Raw genomic sequence first — 20286 nt, forward strand, 5'->3', positions numbered from 1 at the left:
AAATAAGGAATTAAATGACAAATGTTGATTTGTCAGGTGATTCAAATGAATTTCTATCAAATTGTAGTTAATAAATTGATATTGAGATAATAAGATATGCAATTTTGCATACCGGATTTTAATAGCGAACAAGAGTATGAAATATCTAAATAATACGGAAGTTGAGGGAGAGTAATACTAAAATTTCATTTGTTTTTTACTGTAATAAATAAATTCATTTGAATAGAGTCGAAAAATAGAGGTTTGCCTTAGTCATTTATGAAAGTCAAGAATATTTATAACCATAGGAGTAAATACGCAGGTCCGATTTTTGTAATGATGGAGGGAATTGATGTGGACATAACTCAAAGCATGGCAAGAATAGTGGTAAATGGAAAGGATCTTCCGTTTATTTCAGTTAGAACTTCTGTATGGAATCAAGGACCTGTAAATGATTTAATTGTTTCGACAAACTTGAGAGTCGAGGAGCTTTATCAGTTTATGTGGTCGCAAGTGCCAGTAATGCTTGCGATGTATTTTCTTCAAGGAGCGGACTTAATGCGGTTTGCTAGAATTAATGGGATTAATCAAAGGGGAATGGGAGAATATATATATCATTTCACTTGGGGATAAAACGAATGTAATGTAGCTTAACAGCTGCTTTTTTATTTTGTAGAAAGAAAGTGGGGATTTTAATACCTTACAAATGTATAGTCATTAAAAAAGAAGTAGCAATATGTATAAAAATAATACAGAATTACGCTCAATATATGAGCATGATTTCTTAGAAAATTTGCTTTTATAAAGCAACCTAATAAAAGAGGGAAAACGAAGAGATAATTTGAATTTTTAACAGGTAGATGTGGGATTGAATAAGATGAAAGTAATTACTTAATGTTGGGATAGGTTATAAATGGAGAACCAACTAAAGGAAATATTTGGTGCGTTAATAGCAGCTATAGGTACAATAACTGCCGCTATTGGAAGTACACCTTTTTATTTTATAAGCAGTAATGTAAGGAAAGATTTGAATGTATACGGGAACGTATTACAAGCAGTTGGAAATGCTTTAGAGGCTGATGGTCAAGGGGAAATATCGCTTGAAAAAATCGGAAATGAAATTCAATCAATTGGTAATGTAACTGTAATATCTGGATTGGTTATTGAGTTTAAAGATGAAACAAAAATTAAATTAGTGATTGCTGGGAATTGGACACAGGCTTTAGGAGGACTTACAGCATTAGCAGATGAATTTGAGGATACTTCAGATAAAGATGAATCTTTAAATATTGTAGGAAACTTATTGCAAGCTATAGGGAATTCATTGCAAGCAATTGGGGGTATTTATGAACTGAAAACTAATAGAGAAGAGAGACAGTATGGTAAAGAAAATCAATTAAATGATATTGAAAAAAATTCAAACATTCAAGTGAATAGCGAACCGAATGAAAAAAATAAAGAAGGTCAACTTATAGAAATAACAGGAAGTTGGATACAAGCCGTAGGTTCCGTAATTTCATTAATTGGACAAATACGTGAAGAAAGTGAGGAGTTGGAAGGGAGCGATTGATAGACTAGCTTAAAAAATTAAAATGTAACTATGTTCTAAAACGACAATGAGTAATTTTCACCTTTTTTTGATGAACCATTATTATATGAAAATCATATAATATATTGTAGGACAAGCAACCAGCTTATAATCTATTAAATACTCAAAGAGCTTACCTTTTATATATCTTCGCATCTACTGATCTAGATGCTCTTTTTTATTGAACAAAACAACCATTTGGATAGGAGGTTAATAATGGGGATGACATTAGAAGAATTAGAAAAGTGTTATAATAAAGCCTTTATTGAGGGAGCAGAGTACGTAGCTGTTCAGATTGAAATGGATGGATTTCATAGCGATGAAGTAATTATTAACGACAAATACAGTATAGATTCTAAATTAAAGTATTATAAGAAAACATACAATGAAAATTTAGAACATAGATGGATTCCAGGGATTCGTATTGTAGGTTTTGCATATGGCTATTCGTTCTCGGAAATTCTATATGAATTAGGGTTGCTAGTGAAGAAATGATTAAACAAATAGCAGTTATTTTACGCGATGCCGTGCTTTTAGTGGTGTCTTTTTTGTTGTGAAGGAAAGATATAAATAAAAAGAGAGCCTAAGCTCTCTTTTGAATAGATACCTAACGTTTATGCACAGATTGGAATTCCTAATGCTATTAGGGTCAATGCTACTTGAAGAGAAAGTTCTAATCTAGCAATTTCGATTCCAGCGACTGAGACCACTAAAAGAGGTTGTCCATTAACGAACAAAACACAACTTTCCATACTTATGCCTCCTTCCGAGTAATCTAATATAGTATATGAATAAAAATTTAATACGTAATAGTCAGATTATAGAATTGATAATTTAACCTATGGTATAAAAAATTTAAGTAGACTAACAGCCGATTTATTAACACCATATATGAAGGGCAAGAATATATTAGGAGTATATAAAAACGTAGGAGTGGTAAATATGTTCTTTGCAAAGTTACGCGGTAGGAATGAAGTTCCATCAGTAGAAACAGATGCTCGAGGAGAGGCTTTTTTTAAATTAAGCCTGGACAAGCTTAGCTTAAAATTCAAATTAGATTTATTCGATATAGAGGATGTAGTTGTTGCTCATCTGCATCTTGGATCAAAAGGAACGAACGGTCCTGTTGTAGCTTTTTTATTTGGACCTATAACAAATCCAGTTTCAATAGAGTGTGCAACCCTCACAGGAATGATTACTCAAGATGATTTGATAGGGCCGTTAGCGGGTCAAACATTAGGTAACCTTGTAAATGAAATCATATCTGGAAACATATATATTAATGTTCATACAGTACAATATCCTAATGGTGAAATTCGTGGACAATTGAAGTATTGCTAATGAATTATAGTATTGTAAAAAATAAAGCATCCGTTGAGGGTGCTTTTATTTGGAGGAGGATGTATTAATAAGTCATATACCTTTAATAATCTTGAAAATTCATTTTCATAGTTTCAAAAGTAAATGAATTTAATTAGACGTAGTTAATTCACTATCTCTTTAGTTTGTGAATCTATTGACAGAAAATTCAAAATAAAACACCCTCTAAAATTAAATTAGTATTAGTAGATGAACCTTGTAAATGAAATATGAAAGTGTAACAGATAATAAAAATCTTTAAACCTAATCAAAGCTAATAGATTAACTCTCCGCACCCACTGAAATAAAGAATCATAACATAAATTGTAATTACTTTTACGGAAGTGAGTTGAAAATAATGTATTATTCATATTTTGCTTCTCAAGCAGGTATGCGACCAGCGTATGGTACATCAAAAACGTTTAGCGGAGCACAAAGTACAGTTCAAGCTGTTCAACAAGCGTTACAAATGCAACAACAAATGCAAATGCAGCAACAAGGTATCCAGCCGTATTATTCATCTACGGAGTATTTTTACCCAGTGCATCAAATCACACCGTATGGAAGTTCTTTTCTTACTATCCCATATGGAACTGTATTTAATCTATAAATTGAAAGTTTAATTAGTAGGGGCAAGTATCCCAAACCGATTATTAGTCCTCACAAAGTGGACATATACGGACGATCCGGCTCCTACCTATCTTTCTTGCATGTTCCGAAATTTTTTTTTGAGTCTTATTACCCGCAAATGGAGAGGGGGATATGTAAGCGTCAAATAGTCCCCACCTACAATTTGTAAATAACCGATGAGATAATCACCGTACATACTACAAGTGGAATTTTTTTGATGCGAATATACCGATTAAAGAAAGAATGAGAATTATTTTATCATGACAAATGATGGTTAGTGGCTCCGTATGAAAGGATACATAAATATTTACTTACGCGAACCTGGTTGAGATGTAAAAACGAAGTCCTATCTGTGGTTATTTTGTACAGGAAGATTGTCCTAAGACTATCAAGTTACAAGAGTAGGAGAACATCTGAGTCGTTTTTTGACTGTTTTTGAAAGATATTTACAGCTATAACATCACATATTTTGTTTATAATTGTAAATAGTTATTGAAATGTATAAATGTTTTTTTATTAATAAAAAAGAAATAAAGGAAAAATAATGCAACTTTTTAATTTGCTTATTCGTGTTATATATGAAAGGAGGAGGGGGATGGAGATTGAAGAAATATATAAGGTTTATATAAATGATGTGTACCGGTATTTATTTTCCCTTTCTCGTAGCCATCACGTAGCGGAGGACTTGATGCAGGAGACTTTTTATCGGGCGTATCTTTATTTAGAAGACTATGAAAACCAAAAGGTAAAATCATGGCTATTTAAAGTGGCATATCATACTTTTATTGATTTCGTTAGGAAAGAGAAAAAAGTAACCTTTGTAGGAACGGAGGAATTAGAGACAATACAAGCAGGGGAATCTACAGAAGAGTATGTAGTGGCAAAAAATAGTTATGAAAAGTTAATTCAGATTATTCATACTTTACCAGTGATAGAGGCACAAGCTATTTTATTATGTGACGTACATCAATTAACGTACGAAGAGGGTGCTTCTGTACTAGAGTTAAAGGTAAATACGTATAAAAGTCACATATTTCGCGGGAGAAAGAGATTAAAAGAATTGTTAAAGGAGGAAAAGAGTCAAAATGACAAATGATAAACCGCATCCTGAACAAGATGATTATAAAAAATTGTTACAAGAAGCTCTTCATGAAAGACCGGCTTCACTTCCAGATGGAAAACAGGAGCAAGTGTTGAAAATAGGTAAAAAAAGAGCACGTATTACGAATATTTTGATTGTATTTACTTTTTTATTACTCATTCAACCTACTTTATATATATCTACACTCTTATATTATACATTGGCACCTACAAACGCGATGGAGATACGGAATGTAGTAAATCAAACGTTAAGTGTAACAGAACCAAATGTATTTTTGAAAGATAGGGACATGGAGCAAACGTTGTTACCGCTTAGTTTGCAATTGCATTTTGATTTGTATAAAAGAGTAGGAAAGAAAGATATTCGAATAGGAGAAGAGAAAACAGATTATGTATTTAGTAGAGCAACGAAAGTAAGCCGTGAATATACAACAGATGAGAAAATTCCAGAAATCCCGTATATAGATAACGAAGTATTGTCTCATCCTAATAATTATAATGCGTCCTATGATAGTAGCGAAGAAGCGCAGGTATTAAAGGGTCTTCCGCAAGAATCTGTTGTAGAAGCATTTGTATCTTTTAGAGAATTATTAAGTGTACAAGAGGTAACGGATATGTTTCCTACTATTGATATCGTTTGGTATGCCGTTAATACAGGATTAGAGGAGAAGCAAATGAATGATGAGGGTATGTATGTAGCCCCGATTGGCTTCCCAGCAGATATGATTTCAAGGCCAAGTGGTGCTTTTGAAAGTGATTCACCTCATGAGGAACAATTTATTGATGTTTTAAAGTCATTACAGAAGCATGAAAGTTTAGCAGTGAAGCTATCTAGAGCGAAAGTATTAGAGTTGTCAAAGCGTATTTCTTTCCTTGAAAAAAATGGGATAAAAACATACGGGGCAGTTGTAACTGGGCCTAAAGTAGAAGTTGAAAAATTGATGAGCCACGAAAAAGTTAGAAAATTGAAAGTAGGTGAAGCGAGGTTATGGAATTGGCATTCTTAAAAAAAGGACAGAATCGTATGTATAAACAGGAAACGTGGATGGGGACTATTTCATTAATTATTGCCTTTCTAGCGTTATTGTATTTGAACATTATATTGCTTATTCAAGAAACATTTATAGGTAAAAGTTTTCTGCAAATAGTTGGTATTGGAGTGGTGTGCTCAGTCATAGGTATGATTACCAAAAACAAAAGTCGAAAATATGCATTGTGGGCATGTAGTTTATTTATTTTTATACTGCTGTTTTCTGTATTTGGATTTATGCTAGGTTGGATGATAAGCTTTGGGCCATAAAAAAAGAGCGAATGTAGATTCGCTCTTTTTTATGTATAAAAGTAAACTAGATAAGAGAAGAACTTATGAAATTTGAATAGTAAGCATTATACATCTAGGTTGAAGTTTTATTGATATGTTTTCCGCCCGTGTATATATAAATAGGCGCAAATTTTGGACTAAAACAATAGCTCGTCCAAACATTGCCAATCCCTCTTACATAATATGTAGTAATAAGCATGAAAGGGGAACTAGTATGTCTTGCTATTACTACTGTAAGTATTGTAAAGAGTATAAAAAGAAACAGCATGATTGTTGTAAGTGCACGAGTAAGTGTAATGACAACGAGGAGAAGCTTGTTAGGGCATCTGCATTTAGAGCTAGAAATACGGTGAATCAAACAGTTCCTGCCAATACTTTTGTAAAGGTATTGTTCCAAAATGAACAATTTGATTTAGCAAATGAGTATAATCCAGTAACGTCTATTTTTATTCCGAACACTAGGGGAGTTTACTCTATTATTGGAACGATTGGTTTCTTTCCAAACGATCCTAGCTTAAATTATAGAGCTCGTGTAGAAATTCGTGTAAATGGAAACGCAGCAATAGCTATAGATAATGACTTTTTCGGTCCAATAAGTTTTGGAAATGTAGTAAGTGTTTCGACGATTATTCAATTGAATGAAGGAGATCAAGTTGAGGTTTATGCACAAAGTAGCATAGACGGAGTTTTAAGCACTTCGGAAGACGGCTCACATTTTGAAGCTGCAAGATTCCCTTCTCCAATTAAATAAAGTCGAACATACAGAAAATAAAGAATAATCCTCATCGAAATGGTGGGGATTTTTTTTTGTTGAAAATAGTATCAGTTTGTCCAAACTATTCTAATCTATATTGCATAGTATGTAATAATAAATAAATATAAAGGGGGACTTACTACGTCATATTATTACTGTAAGTATTGTCAAGGTTACAAAAATAAAAGTCATGATTGCTTTAGAAAAAATAGTCAATGTGATAGAAAGTATGTACAAGTGAATTGTTGTGATGATAAGAAAGAAAAGCTTGTAAGAGCGTCTGCGTTTAGAGCTGTTAATACAATGAATCAGCCTGTTCCGGAAAATACTCCTGTTAAAGTATTATTTCAAAATGAACAGTTTGATCTAGCAAATGAATATAATCCTGCAACATCTATTTTTACTCCGAAGACTAAAGGGGTATATAGTGTATTAGGGAATATAACATTTTCTCCAAATGATTTTAATGTAAATTACAGAGCTAGGGTTGAAATTCGTGTGAATGGAAATCCAGCAATAGCAATCGATAATGATTTCTTTGGAACCGGGGTATTTTTTAATAATGATGTTTCAGTAACGTCTATTTTGCAATTAGAAGCAGGGGATTCAGTTGAAGTTTTTGCTGAGAGTAGTGTTGCTGGAGTAATTGTTCAAAATGTTAATGGTTTGAATACAGTTCATTTTGAAGCTGCAAGATTTCCTTCTCCAATTAAATAACGAAGAGAATATATTACTTTTCAGTAGGTTTAGTTAATCCCCTTTACCAAATGGTGGGGGATTATTATTGTTTTTCTAAAATATATAAGTAAATAGGTTAATTATAGTTTGTTTCAGGAGAATTTCACATGCTAGGATGTAAGGTTGAAAGTGCTAGCTTATTATGGGTATTAGATATTCTGCAGGTAATAAAAAGAGTAAAACAAAAAAATGTAACATGGTTGTGAAAATTTTTTGTTTTACATTTACCAGTTGTCTTATAGAATAGCAAAGACATCTTGACTTATGAATATATATAAGTCCGTATAATTACGGTTTTTTTCTTTACTATATAGAAATTACATATTTAACATAGGTTTGTGTAGGTATTGCTATTGAATGGAAAGGAATAACATTAAGGCGATTACACTATATAAAAATAAAATTAATCCTAAGATGAGTAGTATGGGATACAACTTGAACATGTTGGACCTCCTTGAGTATATAAAGAATTTCAATAAATATTTGGTCAATTTAGAAGGGGAATGTATGAATGAGAATTGAATAATACACTAATTTAACAGCGATTAGTTTAAAGGAAAAAGAGCATGACATAGCTATCAAGCTCTTTTCTCAATGGCGAAGAATAAGTCTTTATATTGTCTTGTTATCCGTTAAAAACCATAGCGGACTTTAAGGGAGAGTGCCAAACTCTATTAAACTAATTTATGATCTGAGCTCATGCCCATTCATAGTTCTGAGTAGTTATTTTTTTATCAATTAATCCTCTTTGTCCAAAGCTGATAACTTCTAAGGCTTCTCTTCCTATATAGTAATTCGTACATTGGGTGTTTTCTAGTGGAGTATGCCAAGAAATTAAAAGTGCTTCTACATCTGATAATTTTTGCTCAGAATATTTACCTCCATTAGGAAATTCTAACATCCCTAACCTTACATGGATGCCTCTTGCCCCATGAATCCATTCTTTGTAATGTTCATTTAATCGTTTCGAAAAACTTCTTTTTGTTTTTCCGATATATAGTAATTTTTCCTTCCCACGATACACTCTATAAATTGCATATATACCTTTTGAAAAAGCTTCTTCATAATGATTGATTTCAGATAAATTATAAAGTTTAGACCACCTAATATGTACAATAGTCATACATCTCACCCTTTTATCAAGATATTAAAATAAATCGTCTTTTTTCAATTTCTCAAAAATCGAAAGAAAATGCAAGGATTATAGTGAACGTATAATAAATAAAGGAGTATTGTTGATTACACATTGATTAAATTGTTTATAAGCAGCAGGTAGATTGATCGCTCGTAAAATATAAAAGTGAGCAGGTTTATGTGTACAGAATGAGAGATAAATAAAAAAAGAGCATACATAAAAAGTACGCTCTAAAGAAAGATAGGTTTTATGAGTGGATAATCTCCATACGATAATATATGCTCGATTAATAAAAACGTGTAAAAAATCAATAGATTATCAATGGAATAACATGAAATGAGTAATTTTGGTCTATTCCCGTAGTCGCGGAGCTAACCAAATTGTAAGGATTGCGAATAGAATGGATTAACAACTGGATAATGATCGTACTTCAGTTTCGTATTTCTTATAGTTTGGATATTGCGTAATAGTTTGACACTTAGGTGTGGAAAGTTGATTAATTATAGAAACATTTGTAATTACCTCGTTACAAGGACCGAAAAATGTGATTTTTAGTTTTGAGTTTGGTGGAACTTTGACCACGATAGGTTTTTTTTCCATGAAATCAGCTCCTAAGACGCAGTATTGTATACTGCGTTTTTTTGTTTAGATTAATATATAATATGAAATTTTTAGTTGAGTTGATAATGATATGGAGTTTGATGGTGTGATTAGATTATGAAAAATTAGTAGAAACTTAATTAAAAGATCGTATATTTTGAAAAATAATATAGATTTTCTTTATTTATAGTATAGATAGCTAGTATTAGGCATAAGGGGCTTTCAATAAGTCAAGCTTTGAATATGATATTAAAAGGGGATGAATTGTATTGGGGTATATTATCGATATTTCAAAATGGAATGGAACTATTGATTGGGGTATTGCAGCATCTCAGCTAGATTTAGTTATTGTTAGAGTTCAAGATGGCTCGAATACGGTAGATTTTATGTATCAAAATTATGTGAATGAAATGAAGAAACGCAGTATTCCATTTGGTAATTATGCATTTTGTCGTTTTATATCTATTGCTGATGCAAGGAAAGAGGCACAAGATTTTTGGAGTCGTGGCGAGAAATCTGCTAAGTTTTGGGTGGTGGACGTAGAAATTCAAACGATGATGGATATGCAAGGGGGGACACAAGCGTTTATAGATGAATTACGCCGTTTAGGTGCGAAAAAAGTAGGGCTATACGTGGGGCATCACACGTATGTATCATTTGGAGCACGTAATATTGAAGTTGATTTTTTATGGATTCCTCGTTATGGAGGAAATAAGCCAGCATATCCGTGTGATATTTGGCAATATACTGATACGGGAAATGTTCCTGGTATTGGGAAATGTGATTTAAATCAATTAATAGGAAATAAGTCGCTTTCTTGGTTTATAGGCTCGGATCAAGTAAATCAATCTATTCAATTTAACAGAGAGAATACACAGCAATCAAATGGTATTGGTATTGCAGTTTCGAAATATTCTGATGGATATGAAATAAACCTATATGAAAATCCTGCGAATCCTCAGTTTACAGGTACAATCACTCAAAAAAATCCATATTTAGTCTTACATGGTTATTGGGAAGACGCAGATAAAGATATGATTTGCTTAGGCAATGATAAACAGTGGGTATATGTAAAACATTTTGATGTAGAATGGTTTTATGCAGTTTCAAAATATCCTGTTGGGTATGGAGTGAATTATTATGCAGAGCCTGAATGTATAAATTATAAAGGAAATATTGATGGATCAAAATCTTTTCGTGTGTGGGGCAGAGCCAAAAATGCGGTAGATATCGGGCAAAATAATTGGATACTGGAAGAACATGTAACTATTAAGAATCTATAGGAATACGTAAAGGGTCATTTTACTGATACATAGTAAGATGACCTTTAATATTTGAACAAAAAAGAACATGATACATAGCTTATTCAAATGAAATGAATTACATGTGGAAAACACATTGTTAACACAAGTACATTGTATAGTTATTCTTATATAATAATAAAAGTGAGGTATTTTGAATTGAAAAAGAAAAAGCTATTTTTAGGAACAATTATTTCATGCGTAGTACTGGCATTATCGGCATGTGGTTCCTCAGACAATGTAGTAACATCAAAAATAGGGAATGTTACAGAGAAAGAGTTAAGTAAAGAATTAAGACAAAAATATGGGGAAAGTACTTTATACCAAATGGTGTTAAGTAAGGCGTTGCTAGATAAATATAAAGTTTCAGATGAGGAAGCAAAAAAACAAGTAGAAGAAGCAAAAGATAAAATGGGTGACAACTTCAAATCGACTTTAGAGCAAGTTGGATTGAAAAATGAAGATGAATTAAAAGAAAAAATGAAGCCAGAAATCGCATTTGAGAAAGCGATTAAAGCGACTGTCACAGAAAAAGATGTAAAAGATAACTATAAACCAGAAATGAAGGTAAGTCACATTTTAGTGAAAGATGAAAAGACTGCTAAAGAAGTGAAAGAGAAAGTAAATAATGGAGAAGATTTTGCAGCTTTAGCGAAGCAATATTCAGAGGATACTGGTTCAAAAGAACAAGGTGGAGAAATAACTGGTTTTGCTCCAGGGCAAACGGTGAAAGAATTTGAGGAAGCTGCATATAAATTAGATGCAGGACAAGTAAGTGAGCCGGTAAAAACAACTTACGGATACCATATTATTAAAGTGACAGATAAAAAAGAATTGAAGCCATTTGATGAAGTAAAAGATCAAATTCGTAAAGATTTAGAACAGCAAAGACTACAAGATACGACAGGTAAATGGAAACAACAAGTAGTTAATGATTTATTGAAAGATGCTGATATTAAAGTGAATGATAAAGAATTTAAAAATACATTTGAATTTCTAGAAAAGAAATAATGATTGGAATTAGAAAAGGGAACCTATATAGGTTCCCTTTTCTAATTAGTGTGTGTGTTATAAATAGATAGTAAGACAATATAATATTACATTTAAATATTAAGAATTACAATGGGAATTTATGTAATTATTTTAAATAGGAATGATCAATGCTTCATAGAATGTTGATATTATAATGTTTCGTTTGCTTAATTTCATTAAATATAAAGTGGGTTTATTAATTTCATCCCACTATTTGCATGTAGTCTGATTGGCGTGGGCTAATTAAAACCTGAATTGATTTAAGTTTTTCTTTATTGAAGTGGATAAACATAATTTACAGAATGAAACATACAATAGTATTGAAAAAATATTGATATTAAATGAAGTGAAAGCAGAGCATTCTACTAAAAAAGGATGTTCTTTTTAGTATGAAATTTTTAGGATATAGAAAGAATGCTTTTAAACGAATTACTTAATAGATAAATATATTATGTAGGAGGAGAAAATATGAAAGTAATTTTTCAGAGAGAAGGCGGGGGGAAGGTTTTTGAATCGCATGATGAAGATATAAGTAACTTATTAGCTATTTTAAAAGAAACGAAAGGGATTAAGATTGGGATGGTTGACTATGAAGTATTAAAATACGAATTAGAGTATTTTCGTAACCCAAAAAAAGCAGTAACGGAGAGGGAATTACATATAATAGTACAACCAAAATATATGTAGTAAGGGGAGATTATGTATTCTTAAACAGTATGTACGGAAAGAGAGTGTTTACATTGCTCTCTTTTCTATAGAAATTTTGTGAGTTCGTTCTTTATAATATATGCTTTCATTTATAGTTGGTTAATAAACTTGAAAAATTAAAACTTTTTAGTTTAGGCAGGGATTTTATATTCAAGTAGATAAATGTTCATATAAAGTGTTTTTTATACAAATATTGGAGGAGTAAAAATGAGTTTAGCAAGTTATATAGGGTGCAATGTAGAAATTCCGTTAACGAATCCAGATTCCAATGATGTAATTGTTTTTGGATCGTGCTTTTCAGATGAAAGTATGCTTGAAATTGTACAAGAATTTCAATTTCAAACAAGTTACACGTATGAAGTTTCAACGAGCTGGGGCATTGAACTTGTTGAGTGGCAAATTGAAAAGGAGAAGAAAGATGCTAAAAAAAAGCTATTAGCTTTATGCTCGATTATGGAAGGTTATTTAAATGAGGGGGACTATTTTGAATTATTCAGTTGTTGGGTTGGTGATGAAGATCAGGAACGAGTGGGAGAATTAAAATTAAAAATAAATCATTTTAATATAGATGAGATTTGTATTCCGGAAAGAACGCTTGTCAGGATAGAAAAGTAAATATAGAAATATACGTTATTAGAAAAAAGCGACTTCTCTTTGTATGAAGTCGCTTTTTCTGTTGATATGTGAACGGCCTATTATATAAGAAGTGAAAAGCTCATTTGATGAAGAAAAAATAAATGATGGATAAAAATATAATTTAAATCATTTCAAAAGAACGTAGGTTCGTGTATAATTAGAACGAATGTTCTTGTGTGTGTACATAGTATACGAATAAGAAATAAAGTGAAACTTTAATTAGCGAGGTGTTCATCGTCCGTTATTTATTAGCTTTCACCAATTAAGCGTTTACGGGCAGTTGATTTTCGTATTACCTCCTCGCATATAGCGGATTTTGAGGTAGGAGCTCCACTACCTGTTAATGCGGGATAAATATGAGCCTAGCAATTATTAACGAATAATTGAGGAACAATATGTGTGAAATAGAATGGATAAATGATCAAGGAGATAAAGAAATGAATGATGTAAAGGTGCAGAAAATAGAAAGAGAATGGGTTCCATTTACAGTAATGTCGGAACAGTTGTTAAGTATGCGAAAGGTTGTTGTAGAGAAGTTTAAAGTACAAAAACCGTTCTTAACAAACGAAGCAAAAGAGAGAATTTCTGATAAATTATTAACGTCATTATTGTCTGAGAAAGAAATATTGGTGACATATTTTGAAGATGGATACATCCTTACAAGTTATATGACAGTTGTGCATATAAATCCGCTAAAGCACAGTGTAATATGTACTGACGCATTTTATAAAACTTACGTATTTAATACTTCTGATATTATTGAAATAACGTAAGGGAAGCTGAAATTTCAATTTTAGCTTCCTTTACGTTATGTTAGATGAGGGATATAAATAATGAAACGAAAAAGCAGCTAGCTTCATACTAGCTGCTGAGCCCCAGGGAAAGGGAGAAAAAGATAGGGTACTCCAAAAATCAATAATAGCTGTGTAACAGCCTGATTATAGTATAGACAAATTTAAAATTCCTAAACAGAACGATGAAAAAATAGGATTAGGCTGTACCCACTTGGTTTTGATCTGCAAGGTCAGAATCAAACGTATTAGTCGCGCTCACGCCATTAAAAGTATTAACAACAAAACCAACATTTGAAGCACCAGATCCATTATAAGCCTTCGTATTTTCTTTCGGAGAAACGTTGTAGAAATCACCTAAATTAAATGAACCGTTACTATTTTGTACAACTAAATTCCCTACAACTGAGGGCATAGTTTTCACCCGCTTTACAATCATTTGTTAACACTACTATATGGTCTTATAGTCCAAATGGTTCATGTAACAAAAATTGTGGAATAGTAAAACGTTTGAAGTGTAGCTTAATCCCGTAATAAAAGTATGCTAAAATTAATGTAAGGTTGAGTAATTAATAATAACAATTGTATAATTAATATATACGAAATCGAAGGAGGCAAAATGTAATGAATAATGTTATAAAAAAAGTAGATTTAACAGATACAAAATCAAGTAATCTTGTTGCGCTTATTTATAGCAATGAAGTTATTTTGGTTGAAGAAGCATTTTGTCCAAATGAAATAAAATTAAAGTTTAATGAAATTGCAATTTTATCGGCTATTAAAACAGCACATATAATGAAAGTAACCATGAGAAAAGAACTGGAAGCAATTTTTCATGACACTGGTGTTTTATTTGTGAAGCATAGTGTTGATTATGGTAACAGTCAATCTATCACTATGCATTTTGAACAATTCAAAAAGTTGCAAAATGAGATTGAGAATTTAAATAAAAATAGGTAATCAGACTAGATGAAGATTCTTTCATAGAGGTGAACTGTTCTATGATGAAAAATTGGTTTGAAATTTTTTCAGATGTATCTCACTGTAAGCATAAATATGGTTTTATTAAGATGCAGGATAATGAAGATTTTAAAAGAAGTAATCTACGTGTAGCTTTTATGTATCGGTGTGAGAAATGCGGGAAAGAGAAGCGGAAATATAAAAGCAATAACGAAATGAATAATGACTTTTTTGATATATAAGCAAGAGTAACTGTTATGGTTACTCTTTTTGCTTACATAAAAACTCCTACTAAAGTATGAAATGAGTTGATACTTTAGTAAATGGCTGAATGAAAAGGGAGAGTGTAAAATTTTATAAAGGAGGAGAGGTACATGCAACGAAACGAAACTGGAAAAATTGTAATGATTACAGGAGTGACGCAAGGATTAGGTCGTGCAATGGTTGATCGATTTCATGAATTGGGATGGAATATATATGGCTGTGGACGTTCAAAAGATAAAATTGAAGAATTGAAAAAATATTACGGTAATATACATGATTTTCAAATAATCGATGTTTCAGACTCCCAGCAAGTAAGTAGTTGGGCAAATTATATACTTCATAGAAATAGAGCACCAGATTTGCTAATAAATAATGCATCGATTGTTAATAAAAATGCGCCACTGTGGAAAGTAACCGCTCAAGAATTCGAAAATATAATGAATGTAAACGTAAATGGTGTAGTAAATGTAATTCGGGCATTTGTCCCAGCGATGGTAGCTAGGAAAGAAGGAATGATTATTAATATGAGTTCTAGTTGGGGCCGAGAGGGAGAAGCTGAGCTTGCGCCATATTGTGCCTCAAAGTTTGCAATTGAAGGTATCACGAAATCTATGGCACTTGAATTACCCTATGGTATGGCTGTTGTTGCTTTAGATCCGGGCGGAAGTATCAGTACCCCAATGCTGTATTCATGTGCACCACAGTATGTAAATGAATCACCCACACCTGAAATGTGGTCACGTAATGCGATTAAATTTATATTAAATATAACAATAGATAAAAATGGAGCTTCATTGACATGCCCAGAATGTACGTAAATATATATTGAATTGCCATATTTTTAGTGATACACACTTTGTCCAAAAAAGTACCTTTCAGGTGCTTTTTTTGTATGATTAGCACATTATAGAATGCACAAAATTACATATAGAAAATAAATATGAGTTAGAGGATACCATTTATGTATTTCGAAAGCACTAGAAAATTTCTAAATAGGTGATAAAAATGAATCCAAGCGGTTTAAAAGTGACAGGGGCATGGTTTCAAGTAGGAGGAAATCTTACAGCGGCTATTGGGACGACAAGAGGATTTATTGGAGAAGAGAAAGTTGAATCGGATCTTGTAATTGTAGGAAGCTCATTACAAGCCCTCGGGTATATATTACAAATTATAGCGAGTAATGATACCGGAGATGAACCTGAAAGAGAAAATCAAAATATGTGTTTGGAGAATAAAATTGAAATGCTTGATAAAATGGGCATTGAGTTATTAGCATTAGGGAATATATCAAATATAATAGGAACATATTTTAATATACATGAACAATTGAAAGAGAATGATTATCTTATAATTGTCGGGAACAGTTTACAATCGATTGGTGCATTTTTAGGAGTGGAAGCGGCTTTGCTTGAGATGAAAGCAATACAGAGAATTATTATATTAGGTAATTCTCTGCAAAGTTTAGGTGCTGGACTTCAAGCGTATCAAGGTATTATTAATGTATCAAAGAACGAAATAGAAAAGGAAGACAGTACGGTTGATAAGAAAAATGAGAGAATAATAGCACTCATTGGTGTTTGGATACAAGCGATAGGAACTTCTATTTCTGCGATTGGATTAACTATAATAGAGGAAGAAGAAAGATTAGAAAAAATAGATATGTGAAAATACACATTTGATAAAGGTAGGGAAATTTCAATTTTACATATGTGGTAAGATTGAAGTAGTAGGTTTTTAGGCATATGAATAGAATATATAAGAATAGAGATAAAAAATACAAAACAAGGAGTTTTCAAGAGATGATGTATTTATTGGCAATTCTACTACCACCTGTAGCTGTATTATTTTGCGGAAAACCATTTCAAGCAATCATTAACTTCATATTAACATTAATATTTTGGGTTCCAGGAGTTATACATGCGATATTAGTTGTACATGATAAAAAAGCAGACCGGAGATTAAAAAAACAAATTCAAGCATATGATGAAATGAATAAGAGGGATAGAAGATAGCTAAGTCGTGAAATGATTAAAAAAAGAAAGGGGGGACTACCTCCTTTCTTTTTTCATTCTGTTTAAGTTTAAATTTTAGTATAGCGGTAAGAATTTTTAATATAAGTATTGTGATAATTAGTTTTAGATTGTGCACTTAATAAACCGGTGTAAATATTTTCAGGCACGTTAAAGAAATCATACATTCCATTCTTTAATTGAATGCGTAAAATCATAGAAAAAGGATTATAGCCAACAGCAACTATATTTTTTGAACTCACGGGAGATAGCTTCATCATTACGCAACTCCTCACTTTTCATTTTTTATTATTTCTTGTAGATGTTGAGTTTGTGGTGTTGAAATCCTTATAATTAAAGAGGTATTATACTTATATGCAATATATTAAATGTTTGTTATACGTAATAATAAGGAAGTTCACACGAAGTACATATCGTTGTGCTATTTTTATTTCACCTTTGATTTATAAATAAGAAAATATTGACCATTTGAAAAAAAGGTATATTATTTATACGAGGTATAAAAATTCACTTTTTACATTCTATGCTTAAAGGGGCAGCATTATTAGGAAAAATAGAAGTGAAAATAGTTTGCATAAGAAGAATTCTAAAATTTATAATCTGTGAATTAGGAAAATATTGAATGCTCCAGGTCAATATACTTTCTTAATGAAATTCAGTTTAGAAAGTGACCTCAATATTTTTAAGTAAATCAACGGGAGAATTGAAAGGCAGGAGAAAGTAACATGTCAGAAAATTATCGTTCTCGAGAGGAGCGACGACAAGTTAAAAAGAAAAAACAGCCAGCTTCTAAAACACAAAAACCAAAAGGGAAAACATCGTTCTTTCGTAAGTTTTTAATTACTTGTTTATTACTTGGTATTGTTGGTTTAGTGGCAGGGGTTGCTACCTTCTTCGTAATGATTAAGGATGCACCAAAACTTGAGAAAGCAAAACTTGTTAATCCGTTATCCTCAAAAATTTATGATAAAAATGGCGATTTGGTTTATGAATATGGGAAAGAAAAACGGACGAATGTTACGTATGATCAAATTCCTAAATTAGTAGAAAATGCATTTTTAGCAACAGAAGATGCACGTTTTTATGAGCATAGCGGAGTAGACTTCAAAGGTACTGCCCGGGCTGTGTTAGTGAGTCTTAAAGGAGATTACGGCTCACAAGGTGGAAGTACGATAACGCAGCAGGTTATTAAAAACTATTTCTTATCGATGGAAAAAACATCAAAACGTAAGGTTCAGGAAATATATTTAGCGTATAAGCTAGAACAACAGTATTCAAAACATGAAATTTTAGAAATGTATTTAAATAAAATTAATTTAGGAAACCGTTCATATGGAATCGCAACAGCAGCACAAAACTACTATGGTAAAGAATTAAAAGAGTTAACATTACCAGAAGTTGCGATGCTTGCAGGTTTACCGAAAGCACCGAATAACTATGATCCAACGAAAACGGACAATATTCAAAGAGCAACAGAAAGAAGAGATGTTGTATTAAAATTAATGAATCGACATGGTTATATTACGAAGGCAGAAATGGAAGAAGCTTCGAAAGTTAAAGTAACAGATGGACTTAAAACTGCAACTGTACAAGCAATGCCATATCCTGCATTTATGGATGCAGTTGTGAAAGAAGTAGAAAAAGAATTGCCAGATGCTAATATTGGTTCTGACGGTTTGGAAATTTATACAACTTTAGATAAAGATGCACAGAAAGCTGCTGATAGGATATTAGATGAAAATATTATTAACTATCCAAATGATAAATTCCAAGGTGCTTTCACATTTATGGATACGAAAACAGGTGAGGTTCGTGCTATAGGTAGTGGGCGCGGTGAAAATAAAGCAGTATTTAAAGGGCATAATATGGCAATTGAATTAGATCGTGCAGCTGGTTCGACGATGAAGCCAATCTTTGATTACGGTCCTGCAATTGAATACTTAAAATGGGCTACATATCATCAAATTGATGATTCTCCATTTAAATATTCAACTGGACAAGAACTTCGAAATGCGGACAGAAGTCATTTAGGCCCAATTACTATGCGTGAAGCATTAAAAATGTCGCGTAACGTTCCAGCAGTTAAAACTGCAAAAGAAGTAGGACTTAATAAATCAAAGGAATTCTCTGAGAAATTAGGTATTACATTTAATAAACCGCTGGCAGAATCAACAGCTATAGGTACAAATGAAGTTTCACCAACTGAAATGGCGGGTGCTTATGCGACATTTGGTAATGGTGGAAAGTATGCAAAACCGCATTTTGTTAAGAAAGTAGTTTATCCAGACGGCAAGTCACAAAGTTTTGAGCAAAAACCAAAACAAGTTATAGCTGACTCTACAGCATATATGATCACTGATATGCTTCGTTCAGTAGTAACATCAGGTACTGGTACAGCAGCAAATATTAGCTCTTTAGATGTAGCTGGTAAAACAGGTACAACAAACTATGCTTCAAAACAATTAGCTCAATATAACATTCCAGAAAGTGCGACTCGTGATAGTTGGTTTGCAGGTTATACGCCGCAATATACGATGGCGGTATGGACTGGATATATGAAAGATGGTAAAGACGAGTATATTAGTAGTAAAAATACGAAAATTGCACAGTTGATCTTTAAAGAAATGATGAGTGAGTTTGCTACTGACAAATCACGCTTTAAAATGCCAAGTAGCGTTATTCAAGAAGGTAGTGAGCTACGTATAAAAGGTGAAAAACGTGATTCTTCACCAAATACGAGCGTACCGGATACAACGGAACAACCAAAACAAGATCAAAAGCAAAAAACTGAAGAAGAGAAAAACAAAGAAGAATTAAAGAAACAAGAAGAGCTTAAAAAACAAGAAGAACAAAAGCAACAAGAGGAACTGAAGAAGCAAGAAGAACAAAAGAAACTAGAAGAGCAAAAGAAACAAGAAGAAGAAAAGAAACAAAATGAACAAAATAATGGAAATGGCCAAGGAACGACACCTCCAGCAAATAACGGAGGAGGCCAAGGAAATACAACACCTCCAGCAAATAATGGAGCTGGTCAAGGAAATACAACACCTCCAGCGAATAACGGAGGAGGTCAAGGAAATACAACACCTCCAGCAAATAATGGAGGAGGCCAAGGAAATACAACACCTCCAGCAAATAATGGAGCTGGTCAAGGAAATACAACACCTCCAGCGACCACACAACCAGATACTGGCGGGAATGCAGGAGAAGCCCCTGTCAATAATGGACAATAAGAGAAGTTAATAAAAAGTACAAAAAAGCACTTAAGATTTGTAAAAATTACAATCTTAAGTGCTTTTTTATCGTTTAAATTAAAATGTTGATTATTGATTTCCTACAGAAAAGTCTATAGTAAGCAG

Annotated in this window: 26 protein-coding genes; 21 read left to right on the forward strand and 5 right to left on the reverse strand. The window is 32.3% G+C overall.

All coding sequences use genetic code 11. The features are described from left to right. Positions 1-258: 258 nt before the first annotated feature. The 3 genes from DN393_RS02710 (at position 259) to DN393_RS02720 (ending at position 2062) form a co-directional block, all read left to right on the forward strand. Complete coding sequence (locus DN393_RS02710) at positions 259-612, forward strand: hypothetical protein (RefSeq protein WP_088046814.1); 354 nt, start codon at positions 259-261, stop codon at positions 610-612. A gap of 280 nt (positions 613-892) precedes the next feature. Beyond that, positions 893-1549: a DUF6944 family repetitive protein gene (locus tag DN393_RS02715; RefSeq protein WP_088046815.1), complete on the forward strand. Its 657-nt coding sequence runs from the start codon at positions 893-895 to the stop codon at positions 1547-1549. A gap of 234 nt (positions 1550-1783) precedes the next feature. Continuing rightward, positions 1784-2062 carry a hypothetical protein gene (locus DN393_RS02720; protein WP_098110990.1) on the forward strand — a complete coding sequence of 93 codons (279 nt, stop codon included), beginning with the start codon at positions 1784-1786 and terminating at the stop codon, positions 2060-2062. Positions 2063-2181: 119 nt separating this feature from the next. Here DN393_RS02720 and DN393_RS02725 read toward each other — a convergent pair whose 3' ends face one another. Then, the gene (locus tag DN393_RS02725) at positions 2182-2319 is read right to left on the reverse strand and encodes a DUF3956 family protein (RefSeq protein ID WP_000443219.1); all 138 of its coding nucleotides are present in this window, start codon (positions 2317-2319) and stop codon (positions 2182-2184) included. Positions 2320-2509: 190 nt separating this feature from the next. On the opposite strand from DN393_RS02725, the gene DN393_RS02730 reads away from it, so the two are divergent. The 7 genes from DN393_RS02730 (at position 2510) to DN393_RS02765 (ending at position 7449) form a co-directional block, all read left to right on the forward strand. After that, positions 2510-2908 carry a CHRD domain-containing protein gene (locus DN393_RS02730; protein ID WP_064477318.1) on the forward strand — a complete coding sequence of 133 codons (399 nt, stop codon included), beginning with the start codon at positions 2510-2512 and terminating at the stop codon, positions 2906-2908. A gap of 376 nt (positions 2909-3284) precedes the next feature. Then, positions 3285-3536: a DUF3947 family protein gene (locus DN393_RS02735; RefSeq protein WP_098110989.1), complete on the forward strand. Its 252-nt coding sequence runs from the start codon at positions 3285-3287 to the stop codon at positions 3534-3536. 615 nt (positions 3537-4151) lie between these two features. Then, positions 4152-4652, forward strand: a complete 501-nt coding sequence (locus DN393_RS02740; protein ID WP_098110988.1) for a sigma-70 family RNA polymerase sigma factor — start codon at positions 4152-4154, stop codon at positions 4650-4652. After that, a complete protein-coding gene (locus tag DN393_RS02745) occupies positions 4642-5664 on the forward strand; it encodes an anti-sigma factor (RefSeq protein WP_149173303.1) in 1023 nt (340 codons plus the stop codon). Before DN393_RS02740 ends, DN393_RS02745 begins: the two co-directional genes overlap by 11 nt. Then, complete coding sequence (locus tag DN393_RS02750; protein WP_064477314.1) at positions 5646-5957, forward strand: hypothetical protein; 312 nt, start codon at positions 5646-5648, stop codon at positions 5955-5957. Before DN393_RS02745 ends, DN393_RS02750 begins: the two co-directional genes overlap by 19 nt. Positions 5958-6192: 235 nt before the next feature. Then, positions 6193-6729, forward strand: coding sequence for a C1q-like domain-containing protein (locus DN393_RS02760; RefSeq protein WP_098110985.1), 537 nt, complete (start codon positions 6193-6195; stop codon positions 6727-6729). 117 nt (positions 6730-6846) lie between these two features. Then, entirely contained in the window at positions 6847-7449 is a 603-nt protein-coding gene (locus DN393_RS02765) for a C1q-like domain-containing protein (protein WP_088046818.1), read from the forward strand. Between the two features lie 718 nt (positions 7450-8167). Here the strand turns inward: DN393_RS02765 and DN393_RS02770 are convergent. After that, complete coding sequence (locus tag DN393_RS02770; RefSeq protein WP_081257454.1) at positions 8168-8593, reverse strand: GIY-YIG nuclease family protein; 426 nt, start codon at positions 8591-8593, stop codon at positions 8168-8170. A gap of 417 nt (positions 8594-9010) precedes the next feature. Further along, positions 9011-9205, reverse strand: coding sequence for a hypothetical protein (locus DN393_RS02775; protein ID WP_000412573.1), 195 nt, complete (start codon positions 9203-9205; stop codon positions 9011-9013). A gap of 269 nt (positions 9206-9474) precedes the next feature. Between DN393_RS02775 and DN393_RS02780 the strand changes: the two genes are divergently transcribed. From DN393_RS02780 to DN393_RS02805, 5 genes are all read left to right on the forward strand, one after another. After that, complete coding sequence (locus DN393_RS02780) at positions 9475-10488, forward strand: glycoside hydrolase family 25 protein (RefSeq protein ID WP_149173304.1); 1014 nt, start codon at positions 9475-9477, stop codon at positions 10486-10488. Between the two features lie 177 nt (positions 10489-10665). Next, positions 10666-11517 carry a peptidylprolyl isomerase PrsA gene (locus tag DN393_RS02785; protein ID WP_064477310.1) on the forward strand — a complete coding sequence of 284 codons (852 nt, stop codon included), beginning with the start codon at positions 10666-10668 and terminating at the stop codon, positions 11515-11517. 489 nt (positions 11518-12006) lie between these two features. Beyond that, on the forward strand, positions 12007-12225 hold the full coding sequence (locus DN393_RS02790; protein ID WP_000864293.1) for a hypothetical protein: 219 nt from the start codon (positions 12007-12009) through the stop codon (positions 12223-12225). A gap of 228 nt (positions 12226-12453) precedes the next feature. Then, positions 12454-12861 carry a hypothetical protein gene (locus DN393_RS02795; protein ID WP_064477309.1) on the forward strand — a complete coding sequence of 136 codons (408 nt, stop codon included), beginning with the start codon at positions 12454-12456 and terminating at the stop codon, positions 12859-12861. 458 nt (positions 12862-13319) lie between these two features. Beyond that, the gene (locus DN393_RS02805; protein ID WP_064477390.1) at positions 13320-13655 is read left to right on the forward strand and encodes a YolD-like family protein; all 336 of its coding nucleotides are present in this window, start codon (positions 13320-13322) and stop codon (positions 13653-13655) included. Positions 13656-13872: 217 nt separating this feature from the next. Here the strand turns inward: DN393_RS02805 and gerPF are convergent, their stop codons facing one another. Beyond that, complete coding sequence (gene gerPF, locus DN393_RS02810; RefSeq protein WP_001141565.1) at positions 13873-14088, reverse strand: spore germination protein GerPF; 216 nt, start codon at positions 14086-14088, stop codon at positions 13873-13875. A 209-nt stretch (positions 14089-14297) separates the two neighbouring features. On the opposite strand from gerPF, the gene DN393_RS02815 reads away from it, so the two are divergent. From DN393_RS02815 to DN393_RS02835, 5 genes are all read left to right on the forward strand, one after another. After that, positions 14298-14633, forward strand: coding sequence for a hypothetical protein (locus tag DN393_RS02815; RefSeq protein ID WP_064477308.1), 336 nt, complete (start codon positions 14298-14300; stop codon positions 14631-14633). A gap of 41 nt (positions 14634-14674) precedes the next feature. Then, positions 14675-14875: a hypothetical protein gene (locus tag DN393_RS02820; protein ID WP_064477307.1), complete on the forward strand. Its 201-nt coding sequence runs from the start codon at positions 14675-14677 to the stop codon at positions 14873-14875. Between the two features lie 132 nt (positions 14876-15007). After that, complete coding sequence (locus tag DN393_RS02825) at positions 15008-15715, forward strand: SDR family oxidoreductase (RefSeq protein ID WP_064477306.1); 708 nt, start codon at positions 15008-15010, stop codon at positions 15713-15715. Between the two features lie 187 nt (positions 15716-15902). Beyond that, a complete protein-coding gene (locus DN393_RS02830) occupies positions 15903-16562 on the forward strand; it encodes a DUF6944 family repetitive protein (RefSeq protein ID WP_064477305.1) in 660 nt (219 codons plus the stop codon). Between the two features lie 134 nt (positions 16563-16696). Next, on the forward strand, positions 16697-16909 hold the full coding sequence (locus tag DN393_RS02835) for a YqaE/Pmp3 family membrane protein (RefSeq protein ID WP_064477304.1): 213 nt from the start codon (positions 16697-16699) through the stop codon (positions 16907-16909). 68 nt (positions 16910-16977) lie between these two features. Here the strand turns inward: DN393_RS02835 and DN393_RS02840 are convergent, their stop codons facing one another. Next, complete coding sequence (locus tag DN393_RS02840; protein WP_000977083.1) at positions 16978-17187, reverse strand: KTSC domain-containing protein; 210 nt, start codon at positions 17185-17187, stop codon at positions 16978-16980. Between the two features lie 465 nt (positions 17188-17652). On the opposite strand from DN393_RS02840, the gene DN393_RS02845 reads away from it, so the two are divergent. Then, positions 17653-20160 (forward strand): transglycosylase domain-containing protein, encoded by a 2508-nt coding sequence (locus DN393_RS02845; protein ID WP_064477303.1) that lies wholly within the window; start codon positions 17653-17655, stop codon positions 20158-20160. Positions 20161-20286: the final 126 nt, after the last annotated feature.

Origin of the sequence: Bacillus sp. BPN334, from assembly GCF_008368885.1 — a bacterium.
Lineage (GTDB): Bacteria > Bacillota > Bacilli > Bacillales > Bacillaceae_G > Bacillus_A > Bacillus_A wiedmannii.